Below are 17,916 nucleotides of genomic sequence, written 5' to 3' on the forward strand. Positions count from 1 at the left end.
CATGGCACGCCGACGGCTGTCCCGTTCGTGACCACCGGGCGGCCGTACCTCTCACCGGATGAATGGAAAGCAATGAACCCAGGTCCAGCTACAACAACAATTTCGCTCTTCGGACACTTCGGTTATCAGCAGGGCGAGCGGACTCTGACGCAGTTCAGCTATGACAAGGTGAAGGCGCTGCTGGTCTATCTCCTGATGCAGGAAACACCGGTCAGTCGTGCCGCTCTGGCTGAAATGCTGTGGCCGGATCAGGGCGTCAAGTCCGGCCGAACCAACCTTCGCCATGCCTTGCACTGTCTGCGGCACAGCCTCGGTGATCTTGCCGAGGCATCGCTGTCCGTCACTCGGCAGACGATCGCCTTCGATCTGCCGGCTTCCGTCGTCTGGGATCTCCGTGCGGCGGACGACCTGCTTCAGCAGACACCCAGTGTGGCGACTCTGGAGCGGTTGCTCGAGTACTACCGGGGCGATCTGCTGGCGGAGCTTCACTTGGGGCAGTGTGTCGCCTTCCAGCAGTGGCTGGTGCGCACGCGAGGCGAGTGGCGCCAGCGTCTGATCGAATATGCGGAGCGGGTTCTGGAGGCTGCCTCGGCGCTACCGGAGGCGTTGCTACGCACCCTGATTCATCGTATTCCCGACTACGGCCCCTTTCATGAGCGTCTCGTACGACAGCTCGCCGAGCATGGACAGTTTGCTGCTGCTCGGGAACAGTTCAACGCCTTCCTGCAGCACCTGGCGCTTTCGGGACAGCAGCCGGAGCCCGGCTTTTTGCAGTTGGCGCGATTCTGGTCGGAAGTGCCAGCGCAGGGAGTGGCCAGCGCCGACTGGCTGAGTCAGGCGGGCTCGCCCGCCGCTCAAGCGGCGCAGCCGGGTGCTTTGGGTTACGTCGCCCAAGACATCGATTACCGCCAGATTACGGTGATGGCGATCGCTCTCAGGCCGGTGGATGCCGGCAACGATCTCGGCCGGGCGCTGGCATGCCTGAAAGCGCAGGGGCGACTGTTTCAGTGGCTGGAAACCCAGTGCCGGCATCTGGGCGGTTTCTGGCAGACCGCCGTGGGCAGCGGGATCGGCCTGGCGTGTTTTGGTACTCATGGGCCGACGCATCAGCTGGCCGAACTGGTGGCGCTGTTCGAACACTGCCGACAAGGCTTGGCCCGCGAGCTCGACAGCGTTTGGGAAGGTGATGATTCGCCCCCGCGATTCATGCTGACGGCCGGACTGGATAGCGGGCGAGTGATCTGGTTGCCGGAGCGGCAATCGATCGATCCGTTCGGCGACGTGACGCAGGTGGCGTTGGCGATGATGGTGGCAGCGCAGAGCCGCGAACTGGTGATATCGCTCAATGCCAGCCAGCATCTGCCGCCCGCGTTCGATCTGCAATCTCGCCTGACGCCGCGTCTGATCAGCAGTGACGGTCGTGTCCAGCGACGTGGGCTGGTGCTGGGCGTGGAATCTTCCAGGCGCGAGGCACTGCCACCCAGCCTGATGGGGCGAGAAGCGGAGCTGCGCCAGTTGCGTGATGCGCTGGCACGGGTTTCCCTGGGGCTACGCCAGAGTCTGCTGGTGCTGGGGGATACCGGCATCGGCAAGTCCGCCTTGATGATCCATTTTCGTGAATATCTTCAGCACGAGGATGTCGCGGTGTTCTGGCGGCCCACGACTCGGCTTTCCAGCCAGACCTCGTACGGGCTGATCCAGTCGCTGCTCGGGTGGTATCTGGAACGGGAGCCGGATGGTGAAGCGCTCGGCCAACTGATCGATCGCACGGCCGTACTGCAGAAGATCGGCAGCGAGCGCCGGCGTCTGCTGATCGATGTGCTGGGGCGCGAACCTCTGGCGCGTGAAGATGCCGACGAGGCAGTGGAGCTGGTCACCCAACTGGTCCAGGCATTGATTCTCGAGATGGCCTTCCGTCGTCCGCTGGTGATCATCGTCGATGACCTGCAGTGGCTGGATGAGCCCTCTCTCAAGGTATTGCTGAATCTGCAGGCCAGACTGCCGATTCATACCGCTTCGTTGCTGATAGCCTCGCATCAGAATCGTGAAGTCCCTCCGATCAGGTTGAACTGGGATCAGCAGGTAATTTTGGGGCGTCTCGATGGTCGCCAATCAGCGGATATGCTGGAGTATCTGGCACGTCGCCATCGTCTCAAGCTCGGACCCCGGCTGCGCGATCAGTTGATCCAGCGCTGCGAAGGCGTTCCGCTCTACCTGCAGGAGATTTGCCGCCGGTTGGAGATCGATCGGCGCGAAGGTCGACGGCTAAATGTCGACAGTCTGCCGAGCGGGTTGCTGGGATTGCTGGCCAGCCGTATCGATCAGTTGCAAGGTGATCGCCAGGTCGCCCACATGGCAGCCATCTTTGGCCGTCAGTTCGAAGCCGGCATGCTGCGCGATTGCCTGGAAGTCGGTGACGATGCGCTCAAGGCTGCGCTGGAGCAGATGCGGCGGCTGGAGATCATCGAACCCTGCGAAACCTGCCCTTACGATTTCCAGTTCACGCATCCGTTGCTGCAGGAGGCAGCCTATCTTTCCTGCCCGCAGGACGTGCGTATCGCCCTGCACCAGCGGGTGGTCGAAGTGATCGAATCACGCTATCCCGCCTGGATCAGCCGTCACCCCGGCGACTTCGCCGAGCACCTGAGGCGAAGCGGTGACCCGGCCCGTGCCGCGCGCTATTTCGAAATGGCCGCCCGGAGCGGGCTCAAGGTGAGTGCCAATCGCACGGCGCTGAGGCTGGCGGAGTCCGGCCTGGCCTGCCTGAACCAGGTGTCCGCCGGCGGCGCCGAGCGTCAGATCAGTCTGCTGACCGTCAAGGGGCAGGCGTGTTATGCACTGGAGGGCCACGGATCGCGAGCGGCGCATGAGAGTTTCCTTCAGGCTCAGGAGCTCTGGCAGGGTGCAGACCTGGATGACGAGGCTGCCGACGACCAGGCGTTTCTGGTGACCTGGGGGCTCTGGGTCGGCGCCAGCCAACGCCACGCCAACCGCGATGCGGAGTTGCTGGCCATGCAGCTGCGCGAGCTGGCCCAGCGCATCGACGACCCCCGTTACCAGCGCCTGGCGCTCTATGCCCGGGCTCACGGAGAGTACTGGAGCGGCAGGATATCGCTTGCCTACGAACATCTCGACCAGATCGACCCGTTGAATCAGCCGATGGTGCTGGAATGGTTGCCGTACTCCGATCATCCGCAGGTGGCGGCAGCCTGCTACCAGAGCTGGGCGCTCTGCCTGCGCGGCGACTACCTGCGCGCGGAACAGCAGATGGAGACCGCCATTCGCTTGGCCGAGTCGGTTCGCCATCCGGGATCGCTGGCCCTGGCACTGATTTTTGCCGCCTCGCTCTACCGGCAACTGGGACATATTCACCTGGCCACTGAGCGCGGTCGCCGAGCGCACGAAATGACCCGGACCGAGGATCTCCAGCGCTGGCATTGGGAGGCCGACTGCGTACTGGGTTGGAGCCAGTCGCTGGCGGGGGAGGCGTGCGGCCTGAAACGAATCGAGGCCTGCATCGCGCAGTTGAGCGAGCTGACCGGCCGGGAGCCGCATCAACGGCCTTTGCTGTGGTACGGCGACGCCTGCCTGGCGCTCAACGATGTCGCGCTTGCTGTGACGTATCTGGAGCCTTGCCTCGACCAGGCGCGAACCCGACGTTCGCTGATGATGCCGCAGCTTGCGCTGCAGATGGCTCGCGCCAGGCATCGCATGGGGGACGACATGCAGACAGTTGCGGCCCTGATCGAGGAGGCGAGAATCTGGGCGGTCGAGGCGGGCAGCGCCCATATGGAGCTGAAGAGCCTGGAAATGTGGCTCTCGTTGGTCGATTCCGGCGATAAGGAAAAGCAGCAAGCGCTGCGCTATCGACTGGGAGAAGTGGCGCTGTCCGATGCGCCGGTTCTGACTCGCTGGCGGACGCTTCTGGACAACGTCAGCGCCCCGACCCGTGCGCCGGATTATCAGCTCTAGCCGTGACTCACGACAGCTTCCTTGCCTGGGTCTGTGCATGGAAAAAGCGCCCGGCTCGACATTCGAACCGGGCGCTTTCAGGGCTGCCGTCGAAAATCTGTATCGAACTCGTCAGAGCGCAAACGACTCGAGCGTCAGCGTGTCGTCTTCGACTCTCAGCTGCCAGCCCACGCCGGGACGCCAGTCGCCGATGACGTAGCGTTTTGCCGGCTCGCCACCGACGGTGAGATCGTGGACGGCCGGACGGTGGGTATGGCCGTGAATCATGACCTTCACCTCGTGAGCCTGCAGGGTCTCGACGACGGCTTCGGGAGTGACGTCCATGATGTCTTCGGCCTTGTTGGTATTGGCTTCGCCGGACTGCTGCCGTAGCTGCTTGGCCAGCGCCAGACGCTCCTCGACCGGCATCGCCAGTATCTGCGCCTGCCAGGCCGGATTGCGCGCCTGCTGGCGGAAGGCCATATAGGCTTCGTCTCGGGTACACAGGCTGTCGCCGTGCATCAGCAGGACGCGCTGACCCGCAAGTTCGACCACCGTCGGGTCGTCGAGCAGGGCGCAACCGCTATCCGCAGCGAATGACTCGCCGATCAGAAAATCCCGGTTGCCGTGCATGAACGCCAGCCGCGTACCGGCATCGCTGCAGGCCTTCAGTTCGGCAATGATCTGCTGCTCGAACTCGCCACGGTAGTCATCGCCGATCCAGGCTTCGAACAGATCGCCGAGGATGGTCAGCGAGGATGCCTGTCGGGCCGGACCGCGAAGGTAGTCGATGAACCCCTTGGCGATGTCCGGCTGGGAGGGGTGAAGATGGAGATCGGCAATCAGCAGTTGCATGCGAGAGATCGTTCCTTTCGATAGTCGGCCAATATCGGGATGAAGATCAGGCCGTGACTTCGGCGCGTTCGATGATGACATCTTCCGTGGGAACGTCGCTGTGCATGCCACGACGCCCGGTAGCGACCTGGCGGATGCTGTCGACTACGTCCATGCCTTCGACCACGCGGCCGAACACGCAGTAACCCCAGCCCTGCAGGCTCTTGTCGCGATGATTGAGGAAGTCGTTGTCGCCGACGTTGATGAAGAACTGCGCACTGGCCGAGTGCGGGTCCTGGGTGCGTGCCATGGCAACGCTGCCCTTCTGGTTGGCCAGGCCGTTGTCGGCTTCGTTCTCGATGGGCGCACGCGTGGACTTCTGCTCGAAGTCGGTGTCGAAGCCGCCGCCCTGGACCATGAATCCGTCGATCACGCGATGGAACAGCGTGCCGTCATAGTGGCCGTCCTTGACGTACTGCTCGAAGTTGGCGGCAGTTTTCGGAGCCTTGTCATGGTCGAGTTCGAGTTTGATGACACCGTGGTTGGTATGCAAGACGATCATCGGAAATCCTGAGCGATTCTGGGCTGTCGATAGGTGGCGGCCGGCTTGGCGCCGGCCGCGGGCGTCGCGCTATAATAGCGGTTTTGGGCCGGCGGGAGAAACCGCTGTCCCTGCGTGTTAACCTGCCGTCATCCGGGCCGCATCTTTGGCCGATCATTCGAATTACAGAGGTTGCCTGCATTCCATGAGCGTCGAAAGCAACACGAGCGCCGAGAGCCCCAACGACAACGCCGAGACCCAGCACGGTGCCGATACCCAGCAGGGCGCGCCGAACTTCTTGCGTAACCAGATTCGGGACGAAATCGAGTCGGGCCAGGCCAAGACGATCGTGACTCGCTTCCCGCCGGAGCCGAACGGGTTTCTGCACATCGGCCATGCCAAGTCGATCTGGGTCAATTTCGGCCTGGCGGAGCAGTTCGGTGGGCGATGCCATCTGCGCTTTGACGACACCAATCCCGCCAAGGAAGAACAGGCGTATATCGATGCCATCCAGGAGGATATCCGCTGGCTCGGGTACGAATGGAGCGGGGCGGTGCGCTTTGCTTCCGACTACTTCGATCAGTTGTACGCCTGGGCCCAGCACCTGGTGCGGGAAGGCAAGGCGTACGTCGACGATCTTTCGCCGGAGGAGATTCGCGAATATCGGGGCACGCTGACCGAGCCGGGCCGCCCGAGTCCGTATCGCGATCGCAGTGTCGATGAAAATCTCGACCTGCTCGAGCGCATGCGCCTGGGCGAGTTCGACGAAGGGGCGAAGGTGCTTCGGGCCAGGATCGACATGGCCGCGCCGAACATCAACCTGCGCGATCCGATCCTCTACCGCATTCGTCACGCGCATCACCACCAGACCGGCGATGCGTGGAAGATCTATCCCTCCTACGACTTTACCCATGGGCAGTCCGACGCCATCGAGGGCATCACGCATTCGCTATGCACGCTGGAGTTCGAGGACCATCGACCGCTGTACGAATGGTTCCTGGACCAGTTACCGGTGCCGTCCAGACCCCGGCAGACCGAGTTCGCGCGGATGAATGTCAACTATACGGTGACGTCCAAGCGCAAGCTCAAGCTGCTGGTCGACCGGAACGTGGTCGATGGCTGGGACGATCCGCGCATGCCGACGATCTCCGGGCTGCGCCGCCGGGGCTATACGCCGGCGTCGCTGCGCAAGTTCTGCGACATGACCGGGGTCAGCCGTGCCGCCAACGTGGTCGATATCGCGATGCTGCATTTCGCCATTCGTTCGGATCTCGAGGACAACGCGCCGCGCGCCATGTGCGTTCTCGACCCGCTGAAGGTGGTGTTGACCAATGTCCCGGCGGATCACGACGAGGCCTTCGAGGTGCCCGGGCATCCGGCGCGCGAGGACATGGGCATGCGCCGGCTGCCATTCACCCGCGAGATCTGGATCGATCGCGACGACTTCATGGAAGAGCCGCCGAAGAAATTCTTCCGCCTGGCGCCCGGCAAGGAAGTTCGCTTGCGCAACGGCTATGTCATTCGCTGCGACGAGGTGATCAAGGGCGGGGGCGGCGAGATCGAGGCACTGCACTGCAGCGTCGACTTCGACACGCTGGGCAAGAATCCGGAAGGGCGCAAGGTCAAGGGCGTCATCCACTGGGTCAGCGCGGAACATGGCGTGCCGGTGGAGGTCCGTCTGTACGACAACCTGTTCCTCGACGAGGCGCCGGACCGTGACAAGGACGCCGATTTCCTCGAGCACCTGAACCCGGAGTCGCTGATTGTCGTGGAAGGGATCGCCGAGCCGGCGCTGGCGAAGGTGGAACCCGAAGCGCGCTACCAGTTCGAACGCGTTGGCTACTTCTGTGCCGATCGTCACGCTTGTCGCGATGGCAAGCTGGTGTTCAACCGCACCGTGGGGCTCAAGGATAGCTGGGCCAAGATTCAGAAGAAGCAGAGCTAAGGTAGCGAGAACATGAGCGCGCTGGAGATCTACAACACGCTGACGCGACGCAAGGCGGCGCTGGAACCGATCGAGCCCGGCAAGCTGCGGATGTACGTCTGCGGCATGACGGTCTACGACTACTGCCATCTGGGCCATGCCCGCGTCATGGTGGCGTTCGACGTGATCACTCGCTGGCTGCGTCAGACCGGGCTGGACGTGACCTACGTTCGCAATATCACCGATATCGACGACAAGATCCTCAGGCGCGCGGAGGAGAATGGCGAGTCGATATCGGCATTGACCGAGCGCATGATCGCGGCGATGCACGAGGACGAGGCGCGGCTCGGCGTGCTGCGCCCGGATGCGGAGCCGCGTGCGACCGGCCACATTCCCGAGATCGTGGCGATGATCGAGCGCCTGATCGAAGGCGGTTATGCCTATGCGGCCGACAATGGTGACGTCTACTATCGTGTCCGGCGCTTCGCCGACTACGGCAAGCTCAACAATCGCAACCTCGACGACATGAGAGCGGGCGCGAGGGTCGATGTCGACGCGCACAAGGAAGATCCGCTCGATTTCGTGCTGTGGAAAGCCGCCAAGCCAGGCGAAGCGAGCTGGTCGTCGCCATGGGGCGACGGGCGGCCCGGTTGGCATATCGAGTGTTCGGCGATGTCGACCTGTTGCCTGGGCGATACCTTCGATATTCATGGCGGCGGGCCGGACCTGACTTTCCCGCATCACGAGAACGAGATCGCTCAGAGCGAGGCGGCGACGGGCAAGCCCTACGTCAACGTGTGGATGCACGCTGGCGCGGTGCGCGTCAATCAGGAGAAGATGTCCAAGTCGCTGGGCAACTTCTTCACCATTCGCGATGTATTGGAAGTGCACGATCCGGAAGTGGTCCGCTACCTGCTGGTCGCGAGCCACTATCGAAGCCCGATCAACTACGCGCCGGAGTCGCTCAGCGAGGCGCGCAAGTCGCTGGAGCGCTTCTATCATGCGCTCGATGGCGTCGAGCTGGCCCACGGCGATGTCGAAGGAGTCTACGCCGAGCGATTTTCGGCGGCGATGAACGATGATTTCAATACGCCGGAAGCACTATCGGTACTGTTCGATCTGGCCCGGGAGATCAACCGGTTGCGCGATGCCGAGCCGGCCCATGCCGGGGCGCTGGGGCAGGAGCTCAAGCGACTGGCCAGTGTGCTGGGGCTGCTTGGGCGCGAACCGGCCGAATTCCTCAAGGCGGGGGCTGCCGGTCTGCCGCTGAGTGAAGCCGAGATCGAGACGCGTATCGAGGCGCGGGCCGCGGCCAAGGGCAATCGGGATTTCGCCGAGGCCGATCGGATCCGCGACGAGCTGGCAGCATTGGGTATCGTGCTCAAGGACTCTCGCGAAGGTACCCGTTGGAGTTTCGAGGCGCCTCCGGCCTGATGCTGTCATGGCCTTGAAACGACGAACCCCGCCAATCGGCGGGGTTCGTCGTTTTGGGGGCGTCATGATTCGGGAAACGGGATCATTGCCCGGCCAGGCGAGCGAGGATCGCATCGACCATCTTGGCGGAATGCGTCGCGGCCCGTTCCAGGAAGGCGTCAAAGGAGAGTTCGGACTGCTTGCCGGCGATATCCGACAGCGCCCGAATGACCACGAACGGGCACGCGAACAGATGGCAGGTCTGGGCAATCGCGGCGGCTTCCATCTCTACTGCCAGCATCTGGGGGAAATGTCCGCGCACGGTGTCGACCCGTGTCGGATCGGCCATGAAGCTGTCGCCGGTACAGATCAGGCCTTCGTGGACGCGTAGATCCCCGAGGCTTTCGATGCAGGCGCGCGCGGTCTCGATCAGCCCGGGATCCGGGGCAAAGCCTGCCGGCATGCCGGGAACCTGGCCCATTTCGTAGCCGAAAGCGGTGACGTCGACATCGTGATGGCGCACCTCGCTGGAGATGACCACGTCGCCGACTTCCATGGCCGCACCGAAGCCGCCGGCAGAGCCGGTGTTGATGACGGCGTCCGGCTGGTAGTGGGTCATCAGCTGCGTTGCGCCCACCGTGGCATTGACTTTGCCGATGCCTGACTGGAGTAGTACGACCCGAAGCCCGTGGCGCTCACCGACGTGAAAAGTGCCGCCGGGATGATGTTCGATGCGGGCGTTGTCCAGATGGGAGGCGAGCAGGGCGACTTCCTGCTCCATGGCGCCAATGATACCGATAGTCTGCATGCGTTATCCGTCCTGGTCCGTCAGATCAGTGCGTAGAGTTGAGGTGTCGTCGGTGCGTCATTGTGCATCGTGAAGCTCGGCCGCTTGCAGGGTGTTCTGCAGCAAGGTGGCAACCGTCATCGGTCCGACACCGCCGGGCACCGGGGTGATCCAGCTGGCGCGCTCGGCTGCGGTGTCGAAATCGACATCGCCCACCAGGGTGCCGTCTTCCCGACGGTTGATGCCGACATCGATGACAATGGCGCCGGACTTGACCCAGTTGCCATCGATCAGGCCGGGCTTGCCGGTAGCAACCACCAGCAGATCGGCCTGTCGGACCTTGTCTTCCAGCCCCTGAGTGAATCGATGACAGATCGTGGTGGTACAGCCGGCAAGCAGCAGTTCCAGCGCCATCGGCCGGCCGACGATATTGGAAGCGCCGACGATGGTGGCGTCCAGCCCCCGGAGCGGGATCCCGCTCTGTTCGAGCAGCGTGATGATGCCCTTGGGCGTGCAGGGGCGCAGCAGCGGCAACCGCTGCGCCAGGCGGCCCAGGTTGTACGGATGAAAGCCGTCGACATCCTTGTCCGGACGAATGCGCTCGAGCAAGGGGTTGGCATCGAGATGTGCGGGTAGCGGAAGCTGTAGAAGGATGCCGTCGACGGCAGGGTCGGCGTTCAGGCGATCGATCAGCGCTTCCAGGTCCTGCTGCGTCGTGGTGGTCTCGAGCCGGTGGCTGAAGGAGAGAATGCCGGCGTTCTCGCAGGCTCGGTGCTTGTGGCTGACGTAGACCTCCGAGGCCGGATCGTGGCCGATCAGTATGACGGCCAACCCCGGGCGACGCAGCCCGCGCTGGGTTCGATGTTCCACGTCGACTTTCACTCGATTGCGGATTGAGCCGGCAATGGCCTTGCCATCGATCAACTGAGCGGTCATCGACTTTCCTTTCTGAGTGCTGAGGGGGTCGGCGGAAGGCCGACTGAGGGCGGCAATTTTCGCACGCCCAGAGATGCAGTCAACGCGCGACGGGGCGTCAGTGCCATTTGCGGCATTTTTTTGATGCTGCGCTGCGAGATGCAATCGAGGTTAAGTGCACGTAAGGGCTTGACCCGACAGAAAGGATCCGTAGAATACGCAGCGCATCGAGGGGCTCGTAGAGTCATCGGGCACGAATGGCATCAAACGGGGTATAGCGCAGTCTGGTAGCGCGCCTGCTTTGGGAGCAGGATGTCGGGGGTTCAAATCCCTCTACCCCGACCATGATGATACCGCTCGTGTCGGTGAAAATGCAGCCGGTGTTGGAATGCGCCTATAGCTCAACCGGATAGAGCAACGGCCTTCTAAGCCGTAGGTTGCAGGTTCGAGTCCTGCTGGGCGCGCCACTCGTTACCTGGTGATGTGGTCCCGGTCGATGCGAAAATCGGTATGGTGGGTGTAGCTCAGTGGTAGAGCCCCGGATTGTGGCTCCGGTGGTCGTGGGTTCGATCCCCATCATCCACCCCATGCCGATCAGCTTTGAGAAATGGTGGGTGTAGCTCAGTGGTAGAGCCCCGGATTGTGGCTCCGGTGGTCGTGGGTTCGATCCCCATCATCCACCCCATTTCTTCCTCGGTGATAGTCCTTTCTTTTCGGTACTGCCTCTCTTTTACTGCGCGTCGCCATCTCTGTCGAATGTTGTGGTTCGATGTTCGAGATGCGTGTCAGGTTAGCCTTAAGTCGATATTTATGGCTTCGGGCTTGTATTTCGTCCCGATTGGCACCATTTACCGCCCTAGTCTGCTTGCCAGTAGGCATGGGGATTCATAAAATCGCCCCCTGTTTAGAAATGAGCGCTTTGAAATGACAGTTTTGAAGCCTGGTTTTTGAGTTGCAATCACAGAACGCCCCCGTCGGTAGAGGATCATCTATGCAAGTTTCCGTTGAGACGACATCCCAGATCGAACGTCGCATCACTGTTCAGGTTCCGGCAGCCGAGGTTGACGAGGCCGTTGCTGCTCGCCTGCAAGACACCGCCAAGCGCGTTCGTCTGAATGGCTTTCGTCAAGGGAAGATCCCGATGGCGGTCGTGCGTCAGCGCTACGGTCAAGACGTGCGCAACGAAGTCGTCAGTGAGCTCATGCGTCAACACTACGTGCGGGCGATTACCGAGCAGAGCCTGAACCCTGCAGGCTATCCGTCGATCGAGCCCAAGGTCGATCAGACCGGCAAGGATCTGGAGTTCGTTGCCACGCTGGAAGTCTATCCCGAGATCGAACTGAAGAGCATCGACGGTACGGTCGTGGAGCGTCCCAAGACAGAAATCACGGACGCCGATATCGACACCATGATCGAAACGCTGCGCGGTCAGCGGGCCAAGTTCCAGCCGGTTGAGCGCGCGGCGGAAAATGGCGATCAGGTCAAGATCGATTTCCAGGGATTCCTGGGCGACGAGCCGTTCGAAGGTGGCGCCGCCGAAGGGCATGAGCTCGAGCTGGGGTCCAACCGTTTCATCCCCGGCTTCGAAGAACAGCTGATCGGTGCCAAGGCTGGTGAAGAGAAGCGCATCAGCGTGACCTTCCCGGAAGATTACCAGGCCGAACATCTGGCGGGTCAGGAAGCGACCTTCAAGGTGACGGTTCATGAAGTCTCCGCCAAGGCGCTGCCGGAAGTCGATGCCGACTTCATCAAGGAATTCGGTGTGGAAGACGGCGATGCCGAAAAGTTCCGTGCCGAGATCAAGAGCAACATGGAGCGCGAGGTCAAGCAGGCCGCGCAGAATCGCGTCAAGCAGCAGGCTCTCGATGCGCTGCAGAAAGCCAATGACGTCACCGTGCCCCAGTCACTGGTCGACCAGGAGACCGAGGGGCTCAAGCGTCAGGCGGCTCAGCAGTTCGGTCTTGGCGAAGACTTCGATGTCAGCCAGTTGCCCAACGAGCTGTTCGCCGACCAGGCCCGTACTCGCGTCAAGGTCGGTCTGCTGCTGGCGGAAGTCATCAAGCAACACGAGCTGGACGCCAGCGACGACGAGATCCGTGCTCGCGCCGAAGAGTTGGCATCTCAGTATCAGCAGCCCGAGCAGGCCGTCGAGCAGTACATGCAGAACGACGAGCTCAAAGGGCAGATCAAGTCGGCGGTGCTGGAAGACAAGGCCGTTGACAAGCTTCTCGAGCAGGCCCAGGTTAACGACGTCAGCATGAGCTACGAGCAAGTGCTTCAGGCGGCTCAACAGGCCGAGCAATCGGCTGAAGAAGCTGAAGAAGACGAGGCCGAGGAAAGCGATTCCAAAGCATGATGGGTGCTTGGTAAGCGAGCGGCCCGGCCGAAGCCGGGCCGCTAGTCGATGGGCCTGACAATCACCAGCTGTAAGGAAATCGCGATGCGTAACGAGTTCGACATCAGTAATGCTGGCGGCCTGGTCCCGATGGTGGTGGAGCAGAGTGCGCGCGGCGAGCGGTCGTACGATATCTACTCTCGTCTGCTCAAAGAGCGTGTCATCTTCCTGGTCGGCCCGGTCGAGGACTACATGGCCAACCTGGTCGTGGCACAGCTGCTGTTCCTGGAGTCCGAAAATCCTGACAAGGATATTCATCTCTATATCAACTCGCCGGGTGGTTCAGTGACGGCGGGCATGTCCATTTATGACACCATGCAGTTCATCAAGCCGGATGTCTCGACGGTCTGTATCGGCCAGGCGGCCAGCATGGGCGCGCTGTTGCTGGCTGGCGGCGCGAAGGACAAGCGCTTCTGCCTGCCGCATTCGCGCATGATGATCCACCAGCCGCTTGGGGGTTATCAGGGGCAGGCAGCGGACATCGAGATCCACACCCGTGAAATCCTGACCATTCGCCAGAAGCTGAATCGCATCCTGGCGAACCACACGGGTCAGGATATCGACAAGATCGCTCAGGACACCGACCGTGACAACTTCATGGATGGTAGTCAGGCCGTCGAATACGGCCTGATCGACGCCGTGCTGGATAAGCGTCCGGTATCCTGATAGCGTTTGAGTCAAGGTTTCACACGACGGCGTGCTGCGCCGTCGTCCTGACGAGGTACACGAATGGCCGACGGTAAAGGCAAAGACGACAACGGCAAGCTGCTGTACTGCTCGTTCTGCGGCAAGAACCAGAACGAAGTGCGCAAGCTCATCGCAGGCCCGTCTGTCTACATCTGTGACGAGTGTGTCGATCTCTGCAATGACATCATTCGCGAGGAGGTTCTGGAAGCCGACGCCGAGAGCGATGAAGACCGTCTTCCCGTACCCCGAGAGATTCGTAATACGCTCGACGACTATGTGATTGGCCAGGATCGCGCCAAGATGGTGTTGTCCGTTGCGGTCTACAATCACTACAAGCGTCTACGCAGTGGTGGCAAGAGCGACGGCATCGAGCTGGGCAAGTCCAACATCCTGCTGATTGGCCCGACGGGCAGCGGCAAGACGCTGCTGGCGGAAACGCTGGCGCGCCTGCTCAATGTGCCGTTCACGATCGCAGACGCCACGACGCTCACCGAAGCGGGCTACGTGGGCGAGGATGTCGAAAACATCATCCAGAAGTTGCTGCAGAAATGTGACTACGACGTCGAGAAGGCCCAGCGCGGCATCGTCTACATCGACGAGATCGACAAGATTTCGCGCAAGTCGGACAATCCCTCCATCACGCGTGACGTATCCGGTGAAGGCGTGCAGCAGGCGCTGCTCAAGCTGATCGAAGGGACGACGGCTTCCGTTCCACCGCAGGGCGGCCGCAAGCATCCGCAGCAGGAATTCCTGCAAGTCGACACCGGCAATATCCTGTTCATCGTCGGCGGCGCCTTCGCTGGCCTGGACAAGGTGATTCGTGACCGTGCCGAGAAGGGCGGAATTGGTTTCAATGCTGCGGTGAAGAGCAAGGAAAGCAACAAGGGTGTCGGTGATGTCCTTGCCGACGTCGAGCCCGAGGATCTCGTCAAGTTCGGGCTGATTCCCGAGTTCGTCGGACGCTTGCCGGTGATCGCGACGTTGACCGAACTGACCGAAGATGCGCTGGTCCAGATCCTGACCGAGCCCAAGAACTCGCTGGTCAAGCAGTATGCGCACCTGTTCGAGATGGAAGGGGTGGAGCTGGACTTCCGTGAAGATGCCTTGCGGGCCGTGGCGCACAAGGCCATGGAACGCAAGACGGGCGCGCGTGGGCTACGTTCGATTCTGGAATCGGTACTGCTGGAGACGATGTACGACGTGCCGTCGCTCGACGGCGTCACCAAGGTCGTGATCGACAGCTCAGTCATTACCGGTGATAGCGAACCGCTGCTGATCTACTCCAAGCAGGAAGAGAGTCGTGTCGTCAATAAAGACGGGTGATCGGGACGTGTCGTTCCGTTCAGCTATCTAGCGAGGGGGCCTGATGGCCCCCTTTTTTATGGATTCGGTCTTTCAGGGATTCGCTAGTCTATCGGATGCTACTTGTATCTGGCTGATGACGCCCCCACGTACCTTTCATATTGATATTGCCGCTCTGGTGGCTCACCCATCCGAAAGTTTGTCGAGGAAATGCTGTAATGGCGCAGAGCTCTGACCAGACATTGACGCTTCCGCTCTTGCCGCTACGTGACGTGGTAGTCTATCCGCAGATGGTCATACCACTGTTCGTGGGGCGGGAAAAATCGATCCGGGCGCTGGAAACCGCGATGGAGCACGACAAGCGCGTGCTATTGGTCGCGCAGCGTGAGGCGGCTCATGACGACCCCGGTGTCGACGATCTTTTCAGTATCGGCACGGTGGCCGATATCATGCAGCTGCTCAAGCTTCCCGACGGTACGGTCAAGGTGCTTATCGAAGGGAGCTTCCGGGCCGATATCCAGGAGGTTTCGCAGGACGAGGACGGCTTCATCAGCGCGCAGGCAGTGGCGCGGGATAGTGAGCCGCTGAGCGAACGTGAGCAGGAGTCTCTGGTTCGCGTGCTGCTCAATCAGTTCGAGCAGTACGTCAAGCTGTCCAAGAAGGTGCCTGGCGAGGTTCTCTCTTCGCTGCAGGAGATCGAAGATCCCAGCCGGCTCGTCGACACGATCTGTGCGCACCTGTCATTGAAGATCGATGACAAGCAGGAGCTGCTCGAGATGGATCGTGTGCGCGATCGGGTCGAACACCTGATGGCGCTGATCGAGTCCGAGATCGATCTGCTGCAGGTCGAGAAACGCATCCGGTCGCGGGTCAAGGACCAGATGGAGAAGTCTCAGCGCGAGTACTATCTCAATGAGCAGATGAAGGCCATCCAGAAAGAGATGGGCGAGCTCGAGAACGTGCCCAACGAGGCGGAAAAGTACGAGCAGCGCATCAAGGAAGCCGGGATGCCCCAGGAAGCCGTCGACAAGGCTACTCAGGAGCTCGGCAAACTCAAGATGATGTCGCCCACCTCTGCCGAGGCGACCGTCGTCCGCTCGTATCTGGATTGGGTCCTGTCCGTGCCATGGAAAAAGCGGACTCGGGTGAAGCATGACCTGCCGCACGCTGCCAAGGTGCTGGACGAGGATCATTATGGCCTGGAAGAAGTCAAGGAACGCATTCTTGAGTATCTTGCCGTACAAAAGCGGGTCAAGAAGCTCAAGGGGCCGGTGCTGTGTCTTGTCGGCCCGCCCGGCGTAGGCAAGACATCACTGGGCCAGTCGATTGCGCGCGCCACCAACCGGCGCTACGTACGCCTGGCATTGGGTGGCGTGCGTGATGAATCCGAGATCCGCGGTCACCGGCGCACTTACATCGGCTCGCTGCCGGGTAAGCTGATTCAGCGCATGAGCAAGGCGGGAGTACGCAATCCGCTGTTCCTGCTCGATGAAGTCGACAAGATCGGCATGGATCATCGTGGAGATCCTTCCTCTGCGCTGCTGGAAGTGCTGGATCCCGAGCAGAACGACAAGTTCAACGATCATTATCTCGAGCTCGATTACGATCTGTCGGACGTGATGTTCCTCTGTACGGCCAATTCGATGAACATTCCCGGTCCGTTGCTGGACCGTATGGAAGTCATTCGTCTGCCGGGGTATACCGAGGACGAGAAGCTCGCCATCGCCAAGCGCTACCTGGTTCCCAAGCAGCTCAAGGCGAACGGGCTCAAGGAAGGCGAACTGACGTTCAGCGACGAGTCCGTGCTCGAGCTGATCCGCTATTACTCCCGCGAAGCCGGGGTGCGTGAACTCGAGCGCCAGGTCGCCAAGGTCTGCCGCAAGGTGCTTCGTGAACGTCTGGAAACGGAAAAAGGCCAGGGCGCCCAGGCCGGGCAGACTCTGTCGGCGGATGATATCGAACGCTACGCTGGCGTGCGCCGCTATAGCTATGGCCTGGCGGATCAGGAGCATCAGGTCGGCCGTGTCACCGGGCTGGCCTGGACTTCGGTCGGCGGCGAACTGCTGTACATCGAGTCTGTCGTGACGCCGGGCAAGGGGCGGGTCAACAAGACTGGCTCACTGGGCGACGTCATGAAGGAGTCCGTCAGTGCCGCTCACACCGTGGTGCGGGCGAGAGCGCGCCAGTTCGGTATCGACCCCGAGCGCTTCGAAAAGGAAGACCTGCATATCCATGTTCCCGAGGGCGCCACGCCGAAGGATGGCCCGAGCGCAGGCATCGGCATGGTAACGGCCATGGTGTCGGCCTATACCGGGCGGCCCGTACGCTGTGACGTGGCAATGACCGGCGAAGTCAATCTGCGTGGCGAAGTCATGCCGATCGGCGGGCTCAAGGAGAAATTGCTGGCTGCACGGCGCGGTGGTATAAAGACCGTACTCATACCGGAAGAGAATCGTCGGGACCTCAAAGAGGTGCCCGAGAACATCAAGAATGCATTGGACATTCGTTCGGTGAAGTGGATTGATGACGTGTTGTCAACGGCATTGACGAACCATGTCGACGACGATGACAAGCTCGCCGAAGATGTAGCTTCTTCGCAAACCAATGTCAGCACACATTGATCTCATCGATGCGTAAATTTCGTGCGCCAAGCCCGATATGACGCGGTTTTTCTGATGATCTCGATTGACAGCAGAAACTCGGCATTGCTATAAAATGCCCACTTGTTGAAATCGTGATCGCGTCTCTGATTGCGCATCGATGTCCTGTTAATTTCGTATACAGTCAAGGGGTGAAGTGTGAATAAATCCGAGCTGATTGAAGCCATTGCTGCGTCTGCCGATATTCCCAAGGCGGCTGCAACACGCGCTCTCGACGCGATGATCGAGTCCGTGTCAGACAGCCTGAAGAAGGGTGACTCTGTAGCACTGGTAGGGTTCGGGACTTTTGCGGTGAAAGAGCGCGCAGCGCGTACTGGCCGTAACCCGCAGACTGGCAAGCCGATCGAGATTAGCGCTGCCAAGGTGCCGAGCTTCAAGGCAGGCAAGGCGCTCAAAGACGCGGTGAACTGAGTTTCGCTCCGTCGCGCGGGCCGATGTTCCGGCGTCCATGGAAGACTTAGGTTTTCCAGTCGGTGAGAGTCCGCAAAACATAAGCGCATCGCCTCA

At 61.1% G+C, this 17,916-nt stretch carries 12 protein-coding genes and 4 tRNA genes; 12 read left to right on the forward strand and 4 right to left on the reverse strand.

The window, feature by feature from the left end; all coding sequences use genetic code 11:
• The first annotated feature begins 72 nt into the window (after nt 1–72).
• Nucleotides 73–3,972, forward strand: coding sequence for an AAA family ATPase (locus R5R73_RS09025; protein WP_322529460.1), 3,900 nt, complete (start codon nt 73–75; stop codon nt 3,970–3,972).
• A gap of 111 nt (nt 3,973–4,083) precedes the next feature.
• Here R5R73_RS09025 and R5R73_RS09030 read toward each other — a convergent pair whose 3' ends face one another.
• Both R5R73_RS09030 and R5R73_RS09035 read right to left on the reverse strand, forming a co-directional pair.
• A complete protein-coding gene (locus R5R73_RS09030; protein ID WP_071230168.1) occupies nt 4,084–4,806 on the reverse strand; it encodes a UDP-2,3-diacylglucosamine diphosphatase in 723 nt (240 codons plus the stop codon).
• 46 nt (nt 4,807–4,852) lie between these two features.
• A complete protein-coding gene (locus R5R73_RS09035; protein WP_071230169.1) occupies nt 4,853–5,347 on the reverse strand; it encodes a peptidylprolyl isomerase in 495 nt (164 codons plus the stop codon).
• Between the two features lie 184 nt (nt 5,348–5,531).
• On the opposite strand from R5R73_RS09035, the gene R5R73_RS09040 reads away from it, so the two are divergent.
• Both R5R73_RS09040 and cysS read left to right on the forward strand, forming a co-directional pair.
• A complete protein-coding gene (locus tag R5R73_RS09040; protein ID WP_322529461.1) occupies nt 5,532–7,271 on the forward strand; it encodes a glutamine--tRNA ligase/YqeY domain fusion protein in 1,740 nt (579 codons plus the stop codon).
• Between the two features lie 21 nt (nt 7,272–7,292).
• Nucleotides 7,293–8,684, forward strand: coding sequence for a cysteine--tRNA ligase (cysS, locus tag R5R73_RS09045; protein WP_170835837.1), 1,392 nt, complete (start codon nt 7,293–7,295; stop codon nt 8,682–8,684).
• Nucleotides 8,685–8,766: 82 nt separating this feature from the next.
• Here the strand turns inward: cysS and mtnN are convergent, their stop codons facing one another.
• Complete coding sequence (mtnN, locus tag R5R73_RS09050) at nt 8,767–9,471, reverse strand: 5'-methylthioadenosine/S-adenosylhomocysteine nucleosidase (protein WP_276231338.1); 705 nt, start codon at nt 9,469–9,471, stop codon at nt 8,767–8,769.
• Between the two features lie 57 nt (nt 9,472–9,528).
• Nucleotides 9,529–10,386, reverse strand: a complete 858-nt coding sequence (gene folD / locus R5R73_RS09055; RefSeq protein WP_322529462.1) for a bifunctional methylenetetrahydrofolate dehydrogenase/methenyltetrahydrofolate cyclohydrolase FolD — start codon at nt 10,384–10,386, stop codon at nt 9,529–9,531.
• Nucleotides 10,387–10,633: 247 nt separating this feature from the next.
• Between folD and R5R73_RS09060 the strand changes: the two genes are divergently transcribed.
• From R5R73_RS09060 to hupB, 9 genes are all read left to right on the forward strand, one after another.
• Nucleotides 10,634–10,710 (forward strand) — tRNA-Pro (locus R5R73_RS09060).
• A 45-nt stretch (nt 10,711–10,755) separates the two neighbouring features.
• A tRNA-Arg gene (locus R5R73_RS09065) sits at nt 10,756–10,832 on the forward strand.
• 46 nt (nt 10,833–10,878) lie between these two features.
• Nucleotides 10,879–10,953 (forward strand) — tRNA-His (locus R5R73_RS09070).
• Nucleotides 10,954–10,975: 22 nt separating this feature from the next.
• Nucleotides 10,976–11,050 (forward strand) — tRNA-His (locus R5R73_RS09075).
• A gap of 306 nt (nt 11,051–11,356) precedes the next feature.
• Nucleotides 11,357–12,721, forward strand: a complete 1,365-nt coding sequence (gene tig, locus R5R73_RS09080; protein WP_322529463.1) for a trigger factor — start codon at nt 11,357–11,359, stop codon at nt 12,719–12,721.
• 84 nt (nt 12,722–12,805) lie between these two features.
• Entirely contained in the window at nt 12,806–13,426 is a 621-nt protein-coding gene (gene clpP, locus R5R73_RS09085) for an ATP-dependent Clp endopeptidase proteolytic subunit ClpP (RefSeq protein ID WP_071230174.1), read from the forward strand.
• Between the two features lie 63 nt (nt 13,427–13,489).
• Nucleotides 13,490–14,770, forward strand: coding sequence for an ATP-dependent Clp protease ATP-binding subunit ClpX (gene clpX / locus R5R73_RS09090; protein WP_110633061.1), 1,281 nt, complete (start codon nt 13,490–13,492; stop codon nt 14,768–14,770).
• Between the two features lie 197 nt (nt 14,771–14,967).
• A complete protein-coding gene (gene lon, locus R5R73_RS09095) occupies nt 14,968–17,370 on the forward strand; it encodes an endopeptidase La (protein WP_110633059.1) in 2,403 nt (800 codons plus the stop codon).
• A gap of 177 nt (nt 17,371–17,547) precedes the next feature.
• Entirely contained in the window at nt 17,548–17,820 is a 273-nt protein-coding gene (hupB, locus tag R5R73_RS09100) for a nucleoid-associated protein HU-beta (RefSeq protein WP_071230177.1), read from the forward strand.
• The last annotated feature ends 96 nt before the right edge of the window (nt 17,821–17,916 follow it).

The organism is Salinicola sp. LHM, assembly GCF_034479735.1.
GTDB lineage: Bacteria > Pseudomonadota > Gammaproteobacteria > Pseudomonadales > Halomonadaceae > Salinicola > Salinicola salarius.